At 55.3% G+C, this 13,348-nt stretch carries 10 protein-coding genes; all 10 read right to left on the reverse strand.

Annotated features, from left to right (window positions below):
• Positions 1 to 38 precede the first annotated feature (38 nt).
• Positions 39 to 1,595 (reverse strand): methyl-accepting chemotaxis protein, encoded by a 1,557-nt coding sequence (locus EPE01S_RS14415; protein WP_062746332.1) that lies wholly within the window; start codon positions 1,593 to 1,595, stop codon positions 39 to 41.
• Between the two features lie 110 nt (positions 1,596 to 1,705).
• On the reverse strand, positions 1,706 to 3,385 hold the full coding sequence (locus tag EPE01S_RS14420) for a methyl-accepting chemotaxis protein (protein ID WP_062746333.1): 1,680 nt from the start codon (positions 3,383 to 3,385) through the stop codon (positions 1,706 to 1,708).
• A 153-nt stretch (positions 3,386 to 3,538) separates the two neighbouring features.
• Positions 3,539 to 5,203 carry a methyl-accepting chemotaxis protein gene (locus EPE01S_RS14425; RefSeq protein WP_062746334.1) on the reverse strand — a complete coding sequence of 555 codons (1,665 nt, stop codon included), beginning with the start codon at positions 5,201 to 5,203 and terminating at the stop codon, positions 3,539 to 3,541.
• Between the two features lie 215 nt (positions 5,204 to 5,418).
• Positions 5,419 to 7,089: a methyl-accepting chemotaxis protein gene (locus EPE01S_RS14430; protein WP_062746336.1), complete on the reverse strand. Its 1,671-nt coding sequence runs from the start codon at positions 7,087 to 7,089 to the stop codon at positions 5,419 to 5,421.
• A gap of 369 nt (positions 7,090 to 7,458) precedes the next feature.
• Positions 7,459 to 7,956 carry a chemotaxis protein CheW gene (gene cheW, locus EPE01S_RS14435; protein WP_062746338.1) on the reverse strand — a complete coding sequence of 166 codons (498 nt, stop codon included), beginning with the start codon at positions 7,954 to 7,956 and terminating at the stop codon, positions 7,459 to 7,461.
• A gap of 24 nt (positions 7,957 to 7,980) precedes the next feature.
• On the reverse strand, positions 7,981 to 9,981 hold the full coding sequence (gene cheA / locus EPE01S_RS14440) for a chemotaxis protein CheA (protein WP_062746341.1): 2,001 nt from the start codon (positions 9,979 to 9,981) through the stop codon (positions 7,981 to 7,983).
• A 10-nt stretch (positions 9,982 to 9,991) separates the two neighbouring features.
• Positions 9,992 to 11,023, reverse strand: coding sequence for a flagellar motor protein MotB (gene motB, locus EPE01S_RS14445; protein WP_062746343.1), 1,032 nt, complete (start codon positions 11,021 to 11,023; stop codon positions 9,992 to 9,994).
• Positions 11,020 to 11,904 carry a flagellar motor stator protein MotA gene (motA, locus tag EPE01S_RS14450; protein ID WP_062746345.1) on the reverse strand — a complete coding sequence of 295 codons (885 nt, stop codon included), beginning with the start codon at positions 11,902 to 11,904 and terminating at the stop codon, positions 11,020 to 11,022. Before motA ends, motB begins: the two co-directional genes overlap by 4 nt.
• A gap of 129 nt (positions 11,905 to 12,033) precedes the next feature.
• Positions 12,034 to 12,612, reverse strand: coding sequence for a flagellar transcriptional regulator FlhC (flhC, locus tag EPE01S_RS14455; RefSeq protein WP_062746347.1), 579 nt, complete (start codon positions 12,610 to 12,612; stop codon positions 12,034 to 12,036).
• On the reverse strand, positions 12,612 to 12,965 hold the full coding sequence (gene flhD / locus EPE01S_RS14460) for a flagellar transcriptional regulator FlhD (protein WP_062746350.1): 354 nt from the start codon (positions 12,963 to 12,965) through the stop codon (positions 12,612 to 12,614). The genes flhC and flhD overlap by 1 nt, the downstream gene beginning before the upstream one ends.
• Positions 12,966 to 13,348: the final 383 nt, after the last annotated feature.

The following is a 13,348-nucleotide window of genomic DNA, read 5'->3' on the forward strand; positions in this document are numbered from 1 at the left end:
CTCGTTCCCGCCGGTCTTCAGACCGACGGGATCGCTATTTAGTCTGCACGCTCATCCAGTGCGAAGCGGCTGACCGCCGCTGTCAGATATTCTGCCTGTGCTTCCAGTGCCCCCGTGGCGGCCGCGCCCTCTTCCACCAGGGCGGCGTTCTGCTGGGTCACCTGATCCATCTGGCCTACCGCCAGTGCAACCTGTTCAATACCGCGTCGCTGCTCGTCGCTGGCGGCGGCAATTTCGCCCATGATGTCGTTCACCCGGTTGACCGACTGGAGGATCTCATCCATCGTTTCCCCGGCAGAAGCGACCTGCTTCGCCCCCTGATCGACCCGGCTGACCGACTCTTCAATCAGAGATTTAATCTCTTTCGCCGCCTGTGCGCTGCGCTGGGCAAGGTTACGCACTTCACCCGCGACCACGGCAAACCCGCGTCCCTGCTCACCGGCGCGGGCCGCCTCTACCGCCGCATTCAGCGCCAGAATATTGGTCTGGAAGGCAATACCGTCAATGACGCTGGTAATGTCGGCAATCCGTTTTGAACTGCTGGCAATCGCGTTCATGGTGGTGACCACATTACCGGTCAGTGCGCCGCCTTTGTGCGCCGTACCCGATGCCTCCCGCGCCAGATCAGAAGCCTGACGGGCGTTATCGGCGTTGGCAGACACCGTGGCCGTCAGCTGCTCCATACTGGCGGCCGTCTGCGCCAGCGACGCCGCCTGCTGCTCGGTGCGGGCGGAAAGATCGTTGTTACCGGCGGCGATCTCGCCAATCCCGGTCTGCATGGCGCGGCTGCCGTCACGCACATCACGCACGGTCGAAGACAGTGCATGCTGCATATGCTGCAGGCTGGTGAACAGCTGGCCCAGCTCGTTGCGGCTTCCCGCTTCCACTTCGCCATTCAGGTTACCGGAGGCAATGCGCTCAAAATGGCTGCGCATCCGCGCCAGTGGCGCAATCAGCGCCTGCTTCACCCACCACAGCGCGGCCAGGGTCACCAGAAGTGACAGGGTCACTGAGACCGCAAAAATTACCTTCGACTGGAAGTAGAAACCTTTGCTGGCGGTCCCGGCGTGATCACGCAGTTCATCGATGTGTTTCATCCAGCGCTGGTACTGCACCTGGAACTTGTCCTGCTTGCCCTGCGTCGGAGAGTCAAGAAACGCCTGCAGCTGATTGTTCTGCAGCCAGGCGATCAGCTGTGACAACTCGCTGTAGTAGACGTCATAGGCCGCCACAATATCTTTTTCCAGTGCCATCCCCTCGGGGGTGACGACGGGGATCGCTTTAAATGCTTTAAACGCCTTATCGGCCCGATCGAGGTCGCTCTGCGCTTTGGTCATCAGGCTGACCACCTGCTCACGCGGGACATTCAGTGCCGCACGGGTGCCGGCACGACTCAGTGTCACACGGGTGCTGAGAAGCGCAGCCCAGCTTTCACCCAGCGCGTCGCGCTGGTCACCGCTGATTTCAACCTGATGAATATTGTCTGCATCCAGGCGGAAAGAGTTAAATGACAGTCCGCTGGCGGCGATCTGCATCAGGCAAAACACGCCAAGCAGGGCGATGATGGTGCCAGATATACGTAAACGACCTAACATTGCGCACTCCCCGGAAATGTCACCTGACACAGGCAACAAAAAAGATTCTTTTTCATCGGGCCGCCCGTTTACCGGGCTGGCCTCTTGTAGCGTTATAGCGGGTTCAGAAATTAAAACGTTTCCCAGTTATCATCTGATTTGCTGGCCGGCAGCGCTTTACGCGCAGCAGACGGAGGTGACAGCAACGGAGAAACCTGCGCCCTGTTGTTATTAACGGCCGCGATGATATTTTCTTTACGAATTCGGAAAACAGCGACAGCCTGAGTCAGACGGCTGGCCTGATCTTCCAGCGAAGCGGCAGCAGAAGCAGACTCCTCCACCAGTGAGGCATTCTGCTGAGTCACGCGATCCATCTCGTTAACGGCGGTGCCCACCTGGTCAATACCCCGGCTCTGTTCGTCGCTGGCAGAGGCGATCTCACCCATGATATCGGTGACGCGGGTGACCGCGCTGACGATGTCTTTCATGGTTTCCCCGGCGCTTTCCACCAGCACCGAGCCGGTATCCACGCGCGACACGGAATCCTCAATCAGGCCCTTAATCTCTTTTGCTGCCTGCGCGCTGCGCTGGGCAAGGTTGCGCACTTCTCCGGCCACCACCGCAAAACCACGGCCCTGCTCGCCGGCACGTGCCGCTTCCACCGCCGCGTTCAGTGCCAGGATATTGGTCTGGAAGGCAATGCCGTCGATCACGCTGATAATATCGGCGATTTTCTTCGAACTTCCGGCGATGTCATTCATGGTTTTCACCACGCCATCCACCACTTTGCCGCCCTTCTGCGCGGTTTCCGAGGCGCTGAGCGCCAGCTGGGACGCCTGGCGGGCGTTTTCAGCGTTCTGTTTCACCGTTGAGGTCAGCTGCTCCATGCTGGCTGCGGTTTCCTGCAGCGCGGAGGCCTGCTCTTCCGTGCGTGAAGAGAGATCGTTATTGCCGGCTGCAATTTCGCTGGCACCGGTATAGATAGCGTCAGAGCCATCGCGTACCACGCTCACCGTCTTCACCAGTTCCTGCTGCATATGCTGCAGGCTGGCTGCCAGCTGGGCCATTTCATTGCGCCCTTCCGTGTCGATCTGCTGTGTCAGGTCGCCACTGGCAATATGACGAATATGGTCAATGCTGGCTTTCAGCGGACGTAACAGGATCTGGTGGATCCCCGACCAGACGGTGGCAATGATGATCACTGACACCAGCAGAATGGTCAGCAGGACCCAGATGGCGCGCTGATAGGCGCTCTCATTCTGCGCCGAACCGGCTGCCAGCATGCCATCGGTATTTTTCAGCCAGACGGTATAGGCCTGCTCAAATCCGTTCTGGAAACCGGTCGTTGGCTGATCCACGAAGCCTTTAAAATCACCGCTGGTCAGCATCTGAATCAGCTCGATTAACGCACCGTGCAAAATCTTGTAGTTTTCATTCACACTCTGCACGTGCGGCAGGCTGAGCACGTCAGGCGGCAGTTCTTTGTTGAACTCAGCGAATTCCTGCTCTGCCGTCGCCAGCTGCGATTTCGCCAGCGCCAACAGTTCGGCCACCGTCGATCCCGTTCCCTGGCCTTTTTCATCCAGCAGATAACGCGTTGCCGCACGGTTCAGCGTGTTGCGTGTTTGTACCAGTGCTATCCATGCAGAGGTCAGATTGGCCTGCTCGCGACGAATCTGTTGGGTCAGACTAAAGTTTTCCTTATCGCCTTTCAGAGACTGGAAAAACAATCCCCCGGAAATTAACTGCAAAGAACCAAATATTACCAGGACCAGCATCAGGCTGGTCACCACTTTCATACGCTTGAACATACCTTTCCCCAGTTGGATAGCTACTGTGATTTATCGGCAGTCATAGCGGGATCTTTACCGGGTTATGCATAAAGCCCGCAGAATAGCGGGCTGGGGAGTCAGTTCGTCTTTTTTTTAAGCATATCGGGGCTGAGAACCGCCCCGTCAGCATGGCTAGAAGGTTTCCCAGTGATCCCCGGTGGCGGCAGGTGCCGCCAGCTTCGGCGCCGCGGCGGCGCTCAGAGCGGGCCGTTTCAGCACTGCAGCCGGTGCCGTTTTCTGTTGGCTGAGGCGGAACACCGCAACAGCCTGAGTCAGACGACTGGCCTGATCCTCCAGCGAGGCGGCGGCTGAAGCCGACTCCTCCACCAGCGAGGCATTCTGCTGGGTCACGCGATCCATTTCATTAACGGCGGTGCCCACCTGGTCAATCCCCCTGCTCTGCTCGTCGCTGGCAGAGGCGATCTCACCCATGATATCGGTGACGCGGGTGACCGCGCTGACAATATCATTCATGGTTTCCCCGGCGCTTTCCACCAGCACAGAACCGGTATCCACGCGCGACACGGAATCCTCAATCAGCCCCTTAATCTCTTTTGCCGCCTGCGCGCTGCGCTGAGCGAGATTGCGCACTTCCCCGGCTACCACCGCAAAACCACGGCCCTGCTCGCCGGCACGGGCGGCTTCCACCGCCGCGTTCAGTGCCAGGATATTGGTCTGGAAGGCAATGCCGTCGATCACGCTGATAATATCGGCAATCTTCTTCGAACTGCCGGCGATGTCATTCATGGTTTTCACCACGCCATCCACCACTTTGCCGCCCTTCTGCGCGGTTTCCGAGGCGCTGAGCGCCAGCTGGGACGCCTGGCGGGCGTTTTCAGCGTTCTGTTTCACCGTCGCGGTCAGCTGCTCCATGCTGGCAGCCGTTTCCTGCAGCGCCGAGGCCTGCTGCTCAGTGCGCGAGGAAAGATCGTTATTCCCGGCGGAGATTTCGCTGGCTCCGGTATAAATGGCGTCAGAACCGTCGCGCACCACGCTCACCGTGCGGATCAGTTCATCCTGCATATGCTGCAGGCTGGCTGCCAGCTGCGCCATTTCATTACGCCCTTCCACGGTAATCGGCTGTGTCAGATCGCCGCTGGCGATACGGCGAATATGTTCAATGCTGGTTTGCAGCGGACGCAGCAGGATATGGCGAATTCCTGTCCAGACTCCGGAAATGACCATCAGCGAGACCACCAGTGCAATACCGAGGATCCAGATCGCCTGCCCGTAAGACCGCAGGTTTTCTTCCGCACCCGCAGCGGCCTGAGCATCATTATTCGTCAGCCAGGCGTCGTAGGCATGGGCAAAGCCATCCTGATAGCCCTGGGTAGGTTGATCAAAGAATTCATTAATTTTCCCGGCATTCATGAGCTGGATAAGCTCACTCAGCGCCGAGTGGAGGATGTCATAATTTTTCTGGATAGCCAGTACGTTGTCGGCCGTCTTTCCCTGTTCTGTCAGGCGGGAATTCCACAGCGCATAATTTTTTTCTGCCAGGGTTAACTGCCCCTGCGCGTCGGCCAGCAGCTGCTTCACTGCTTCGCTGATCCCTTCACGGTTAGCATCCAGGGTGTAGCGGATACCCGAGCGATTGAGCGTGTTACGCGCCTGAATCAGCGCGATCCAGGACTGGTTGAGTGCGGACTGTTGCAGACGAAGCTGCTGGGAGACGGCGAAGTTGTCTTTATCGCCTTTCAGGGCCTGGAAGAATAAGCCCCCTGTGATGAGCTGTAATGAACCAAAAAACACCAGCACCAGGATCAAACTGGTGACGACCTTCATACGCGTAAACATAATGTTCCTTATTAAACAGTTGACGCTGCTGTTATCGGCAGGCGGCTGCGGATCTTTATGTGGTCGCGTTGCGGTTAAGGTAGTCAGTTATCTGGCGCTGAGCGGAATGAGCACCATGAAACATTCCGTTATTATTTCATTACAGCACTATTATCAGGTTAATCTTCCGTACGGGCGGCCGACGTTAAGGCCGCCCTCTGCCGTTCAACGCACGGTCAGAACGTTTCCCAGTGGCTGTCTGAGGCCGTTGCGGAGGCAGCCTGTGGCTTGCTGAGTGCCGCCGGCTTCAGTACCGGACGCTTCAGCGGTGCCGGGGCGACGCTTCCCTGACGGGCAATGCGGAAGACGGCGACCGCCTGAGTCAGTCGGCTGGCCTGATCTTCCAGAGAGGCCGCTGCCGAAGCAGACTCTTCGACCAGAGAGGCGTTCTGCTGGGTCACGCGATCCATTTCGGTCACCGCCGTGCCCACCTGGTCAATACCCCGGCTCTGCTCGTCACTGGCGGAGGCAATCTCCCCCATGATATCGGTGACGCGGCTGACGGCATTAACGATATCCGTCATGGTTTCGCCGGCAGTTCCTACCAGTACTGACCCGCTGTCAACACGCGCCACGGAGTCTTCAATCAGGCTCTTGATCTCTTTCGCTGCCTGAGCACTGCGCTGGGCGAGGTTACGTACTTCCCCGGCCACCACCGCAAATCCACGGCCCTGTTCGCCGGCACGGGCGGCTTCTACCGCTGCATTCAGTGCCAGGATATTGGTCTGGAAGGCAATGCCGTCAATCACGCTGGTGATATCGGCAATTTTCTTCGAACTGCCGGCGATATCATTCATGGTTTTCACCACGCCATCCACCACCTGTCCCCCTTTACGGGCGGTTACCGACGCATTCAGCGCCAGCTGCGAGGCCTGACGGGCATTCTCCGCATTCTGTTTTACCGTCGCGGTCAGCTGTTCCATGCTGGCAGCCGTCTGCTCCAGCGAAGCTGCCTGCTCTTCGGTACGCGCAGAGAGATCGTTGTTACCCGCAGCAATTTCACTGGCACCGGTATAGATCGCATCAGATCCGTCACGGACAACACTGACCGTTTTTACCAGTGACTGCTGCATATCCTGCAGGCTGGAGGCCAGCTGAGTCATTTCATTACGACCTGTCACGGCAATATTTTGCGTCAGGTCGCCTTCTGCGATGGAACGAATATGGGTAATGGTCGACTGCAGAGGACGGATCAGAATGTTACGCAGTCCAAACCAGCAAAGGATAATCAGCGCAACCACCAGGGCCATCACACCCGCAATAGTCCACAGCATATTGATATAGGCTTTCTGGTTCTGCACGGCTCCTTTTGCACTTAACTGATTCTGCAGCGTGCGCCATTCTGTGTACACCTCCTGCATAGCAATCTGTTTCTTTTCAATGTTCTGCTTGAACATCGCATCCAGCTGCTTGTTCTCCATCTGTCCGGTCATCGCTTCCAGCGCCTGAACGTAATCGCCATAGCGCTGCTGAAGGCGTTCGGTCAGTTGGGGATCGATGCCGGGGGTCGCTGGGGTAGCCTGAAAAGCCTCATAGGACTTCTGCGCGGTCACCAGCTGCTGTTTGGCCTGTGCACTCAGCGTGTCGAGTGAGGCGCTGCTACCGCTGTTGGCGGCTTCACTCTGGATGCGCAACATGCCACGGTTCAGCGTGATACGGGTCTGGTTGAGCGTGACCCACGCATCGGTAAACAGCGAGACGTTATCATTGGCTGTTTTGGAAACGGCAAAACTGTTTTTGTCGTGGGTAAGCGCGTTGATAAACAGGCCGCCCGCGGCCAGCTGTAAAATGCCGAAAATCAACAGCACCAGAATCAGACTGGTAACGACTTTAATACGCGAAAACATAGGTAACCTTTGGTGTAATTTATGGAATAACACTGGGGGTATCGGTCGGGAGACGGCAATCTTTATGCTGTGAAGAGTTAAATAACTAAAAGAGGCAGAGGTGCCGATTTTCCTCCTTTTTTGGGACTGACCCGGGGTGTAACCCTGCTCTTTACAGGGGTAAGGAAGGACAATAAAGCTGACGACAGAGCATCTTGGTTAGCCGTTTCGTGAAGTGTCATACAGCACCGCTACACTCACGGCGTCAGGCAAGAGAATGCAAATAAAGCGAGGGGCAATGAGCGAGGTAAAACTTTTCGCGGTTAACATCGGTGGCAGAACGGGATGAGGGTAATAACAGAGCGGATCGACGATCCGCTCTGTTGACGATTATGCGCTACGCAGCGTATCCATCAGCGCCATCTCTTCGCTGCTTAACAGCTTCTCGATGTCGACGAGGATCAGCATACGCTCACCGAGCGCCCCCAGACCGGTCAGATATTCGGTCGACATGGTGACGGCGAACTCCGGGGAAGGCCGGATCTGATCCTGCGTCAGGGACAGCACGTCAGACACGCCATCCACAACGATACCGACCACGCGCTGCTCCAGATTCAGCACTATGACCACGGTATTGTCGTTATAGACCACACCCGGCTGTGCGAACTTGATGCGCAGGTCAATAATCGGCACGATCACACCGCGCAGGTTAGTCACGCCCTTAATAAACGCCGGGGTGTTCGCGATACGCGTCACCTGATCATACCCGCGGATTTCCTGAACTTTCAGGATATCGATTCCGTACTCTTCGTCACCCAGCGTAAACACCAGGAACTCCTGACCCACGGTTTCGCCGGCGAGTTTAGTGACAGTGGCCATTCCAGTCATAATTCTACCCTTAATCAGTTATTGTCAGGCTGCGGCTCCCGCCACACGCTTTTCACGGTTCAGAGACTGCAGTGCAGAGACATCGACAATCAGCGCTACGCTGCCATCCCCAAGGATGGTGGCGGCGGAGATGCCCGGCACTTTGCGATAGTTGCTTTCCAAGTTTTTCACCACCACCTGGTGCTGACCAATCAACTGATCGACCAGCAGCGCATAGCGTTTCCCGGCACTTTGCAGGATAACGACAATCCCCTGCGTGGCTTCGGTTTTGGCCCCCTGGACCTCAAAGACGTTCCACAGCTCAACCAGCGGCAAATATTCTCCGCGAACTTCCAGCACGCGTTCACCACCTGCCAGCGCTTTCAGGTCATCCGCCAGCGGCTGCAGGGATTCCATCACCGCATTCAGTGGCAGGATAAACACTTCATTTGCCACGCGGACGGACATGCCATCAAGGATGGCCAGCGTCAGCGGGAGCAGGATGCGGATCGTGGTGCCTTTACCCTGTTTAGAGGCGATTTCAACGTGTCCGCCCATCTCCTGGATATTACGTTTCACCACGTCCATCCCGACGCCACGGCCGGAAACGTCCGTGACCTGCTCGGCGGTCGAGAAGCCCGGCGCGAAGATCAACATGCCGACTTCTTCATCGCTCATCGATTCGCTGACCGGCAGTCCGGAAGAAAGGGCTTTCGCCAGAATACGTTCACGGTTCAGGCCGGCACCGTCATCAGTAACTTCGATGCAGATATTGCCGCCCTGATGTTCCGCAGACAGGGTCAGATTCCCGACCGCATGTTTGCCTGCTGCCTGACGTTTTTCCGGGGTTTCAATCCCGTGATCAAGGCTGTTACGCACGAGGTGCGTTAACGGGTCAATAATGCGTTCGATCAGGCTCTTATCCAGTTCGGTCGAGCTGCCCATCAGGGTCAGTTCCACTTCTTTACCCAGCTTGCTGGCCAGGTCACGTACCAGACGCGGGAAGCGGCTGAAAACGTATTCCATCGGCATCATACGAATCGACATAACCGATTCCTGCAGATCGCGGGCATTACGCTCCAGCTGTCCCATGCTGTTCAGCAGGTCACCGTGGTTAACCGGGTCAAGCTCTCCCGAACGCTGCGCCAGCATCGACTGGGTGATCACCAGCTCACCAACCAGGTTAATCAGCTGGTCAACTTTCTCTACCGCCACGCGGATACTGGTAGATTCACTGACTTTAGGGTTCGCCGCTTTCTTCGCGGGTTCACGCTTCAGCTGGACCACATCACTGACGGCAGCCAGCTCAGGTTCAGCCACGGCTTCCATCTCAGCCTCAGCCTCGACAGCCGGCGCATCGGTCATCGCGGTGGCAATATCGACCACATCGGCCTGCGGGAAGTGGATCTGTGACTCATCAATCACAAAGCACAGTACCGCAACGATGTCGTCTTTACCCACGGAGGAGTCCAGCGTGGCTTCCAGGAAGTTGGCGCCTTTCACCGCATCAGAAACCGTACCCAGATTGCCCAGTTCTTCCAGCATCAGATCGGCTTCATTGGCCTTCAGCGCTGTCAGCTTAATACGCAGACCGCTGGAAGAAACAGACGTCGCTCCTCCCGCAGGCGCCGCAGAAATGTCAGAGACCGGGGCTTCGCCCTTCGCTTCCAGTGCCAGCTGGCGCAGAGCCTGACAAATGTAGGCGAACGTAGCGGCATCGGGCTCCGAGGCGGTTTTATACGCATCCAGCTGTTCCTGCATAATATCTTTGGTTTCCAAAAACAGGTTGATGATATCGGTACTGAGCTGCATTTCGCCGCGGCGCGCACCGTCAAGAATGTTTTCCAGAATATGCGTGGTTTCCTGTAATACAGTAAAACCAAAGGTACCCGCCCCGCCTTTAATCGAGTGGGCCGCACGGAAGATAGCGTTAAGCTGCTCCGAATCTGGTTCCTGTGGGTCTAAACCCAACAGGTGTTGTTCCATGTCCGCCAACAATTCATCGGCTTCATCAAAGAACGTCTGGTAAAAATCGCTGATATCCATGCTCACGGTATCACCTCGGCTGTGAGTCGCGATCGGTCTGGGTCGTCGGTGCCGGTGCGGCCGGTAACGAGGTTACCGGTGCAGCGGTACTGACAGACTCAGCCTGTGATTGTTGAGGGTCTTGGTTTGTTGTGGCTGTGGAAGGAACTTCCGGCGCCGCTATCTGTTTAAGGCTACTTGCATCATTAATCTGTACCGCATCACTTTCAGCATTTTCCCGCTCAATCTGAGCTTCAGTGTCGTGGTTCAACACCAGCAGACTGATGCGTCGATTTACCGAGTCGTTTCCGCCACGATTTTTCAGTTTCATGGTGTCAGACATGCCCACCACGCGCAGCATCTTGCCACCGTCCAGACCTCCGAGAACCAGCTCGCGCCGCGACGCATTGGCGCGGTCCGCAGAGAGTTCCCAGTTACTGTAGCCACGGTCGCCCCCGGCATACTGAAAATCATCGGTATGGCCCGCCAGGCTGATTCGGTTCGGAATATCATTCAGAATCGGGGCAATGGCACGCAATATGTCGCGCATATAGGGTTCAACCTCTGCGCTACCGGTTTTAAACATCGGACGGTTCTGGCTGTCAATAATCTGAATACGCAGCCCCTCTTCCACCATGTTAATAATCAAATGGGGACGCAGGGCCCGCAGACGGGGATCGGCTTCAATCAGCTGATCCAGCTTCTCACGCAGGCGGTTCAGACGAATCTCCTCCAGCTTGCGTTTCTGCGCATCCATATCGACAACTTTATGCACCTCACCGCTCTTTTCCGTCGGGTCCTGGCCACCGCCAGGAATAGGGCTTGAACTGTCACTGCTGCGCTGACCGCCGGTTAACGCCACTTTCAGCGGCGTCTTAAAGTAATCGGCAATCTGAATCAATTGTTGAGGACTTGAGATTGAAATCAGCCACATCACCATAAAAAAAGCCATCATTGCCGTCATAAAGTCGGCGTAGGCGATTTTCCATGAACCGTGCGAGCCGGCATGTTTATTCGACTTTTTCCGCTTTACCAGCACAATGGGGTGATTGTTATGCTTCATGCGTCTTGGTCCGAAGTCTGCTTAGTGGATTTTGCATTACGGACATGCTCCTCCAGCTCGGTAAACGACGGTCGGTCGGTTGAGTACAACGTCTTGCGACCAAACTCCACCGCAATCTGCGGGGCATAACCGTTGAGGCTGGAGAGCAGCGTGACCTTAATGCACTGCATCATCTTGGTGTTCTCTGCACACTTCTGGCGTAATACCCCCGCCAGTGGAGAGATAAAACCGTACGCCAGCAAAATCCCGAGGAAGGTTCCCACCATGGCGTTAGCAATCAACGCACCCAGCTCTGCTGCCGGTCGGTCTGCAGACGCCAGGGTATGGATAACGCCCATCACGGCAGCAACAATACCGAACGCGGGCAGGGAATCCCCCATGGTGGCCAGTGCCGTCGCTGGCACATCACACTCGTGCTCGTAGGTTTCGATCTCTTCATCCATCAACGCTTCAATCTCAAAGGCATTCATATTGCCGCTGACCATCAGGCGTAAATAGTCGGTAATAAAGTCCACTAATCTTTTATCGGCAAGAATGCGCGGGTAATTAGCGAAAATCTCACTTTCCTGCGGATTTTCGATATCCCGCTCCAGCGACAGCATCCCCTGCTGACGGGACTTGGCCATCAGGCGATATAGCAGCGCCATCAGATCCATGTACACGGCCTTGTTATATTTCGAACCGCGCATCAACAGAGGTAATGCTTTGACCGTCGCTTTAATCGCTTTGCCGTTATTACCGACAATAAAGGCACCAATGCCCGATCCGACAATGATCAGGACTTCTGAGGGTTGGTATAACGCGCCCAGGTGGCCGCCGACCATTGCGAAGCCGCCTAACACCGACCCGAGGACAAGGATATAACCCAATATAATCAGCACGAAAAATCCTTACGCTGTAAACGTGTGGGTGGGTGGAACCAGATTATTCAGGCAGGGACACCAGACGTGGGCAAAAAAAAAGCAGCGGTCAAAGACCGCTGCTGGATTCACTCCACGTGGCGAACACTATTAAACGGCTTGTTTAACCTGTTCATCCAGCAGTTGTGAATTGTTATCGGCAGTTTCTGCGATAAGTTTACGTCTTTTTACCGCCCTGGATGGTGGCTGGCAAAGACTGCAGGTAAAGCTACCAATGGGCTGATGCGCATGATTAATAAAGCTTCCGCCACAGCACTTGCAGCCGATTAATTCCAGCATTCCACTTTCGACAAACCGGACCAGGGTCCAGGCGCGTGTCAGCGCCAACAGCGGGCCCTCGTCCTGTTGTGGGCACTGCTCCAGGTAGAGGCGATACGCTTTAATAACGGCCTCAACTCCGGTGCATAACCCGGTTTTCACCAGGAACTGCCAGGCATTACAGAACATAGAAGCATGGATATTTTGCTCCCACGTCATAAACCAGTCGGTAGAGAACGGCAGCATTCCTTTAGGGGGCGGGCTACCGCGCAACTCTTTATACAGTTTAATTAAACGACCACGGCTTAACTGCGTTTCGCTTTCCAGCATCTGCAGACGGGCACCCAGAGTAATGAGTTCCATTGCCAGCTGAATATCACGTGCTTCCTGAACAATACTTTTTTCGCTCATCAGCTCGCTGCCCTCTTTTTCGGGGTTTCTGTATCTTTCGATACATCTCGTAATAAACGGCTGGAGAGCAGGATACCCGTATGGATCTGCTGCAGGTCGTCCACGCGTGATTCCTGAGTTAAACGACTAATTGACTTGTGGTCGTTGAAACGGAACTGGCACACCAGTTGATTGGTTTCTGCCAGCTTAACCATCTCAGGCAACGTCAGACCGGCAAGGGCATCGGCCATTGGCTCATCAATACCTAAGCGGAACATTGCAGAGGCTTTTTCCTGGTTAATTAAACGTTGTGCGAGTAATAAATAAGACAAATTGATGTCGTAAATATGTTTGAGTAATTCTGATGTACCCATTTTTTTTTCCATCCTGACTGACACTACTTTTAACGTGTGCGGCTTAAGCCGCTACCATGGTTGCTGGTTGGTAAATCTAAAGATGGCAAAAAATTAGTGGCAAACGCCAAACGTATAAAAAAGCTGTCTTGTTTTCGGTGAACCAAGCCAGGAAATAATCATGAATTCATTTTGCCAGTGGCCATTCCTGAGCCATCTCATCCCTGACTTCTTCCGTGACTTCTTGTTACATTCTTTTAGGACTATTCCTAAAACAACGCAACTCTATCCCCTCTGATCGCGACATACAACGAGAGCCACGCCAAATTTTAGATAAAGTGTGACGCAGGTCACACTTTTAAGGCAAATACTTCCTAAAAACCCATCAGTAACGCTGTTGATTA

The organism is Erwinia persicina NBRC 102418, from assembly GCF_001571305.1.
Lineage (GTDB): Bacteria > Pseudomonadota > Gammaproteobacteria > Enterobacterales > Enterobacteriaceae > Erwinia > Erwinia persicina.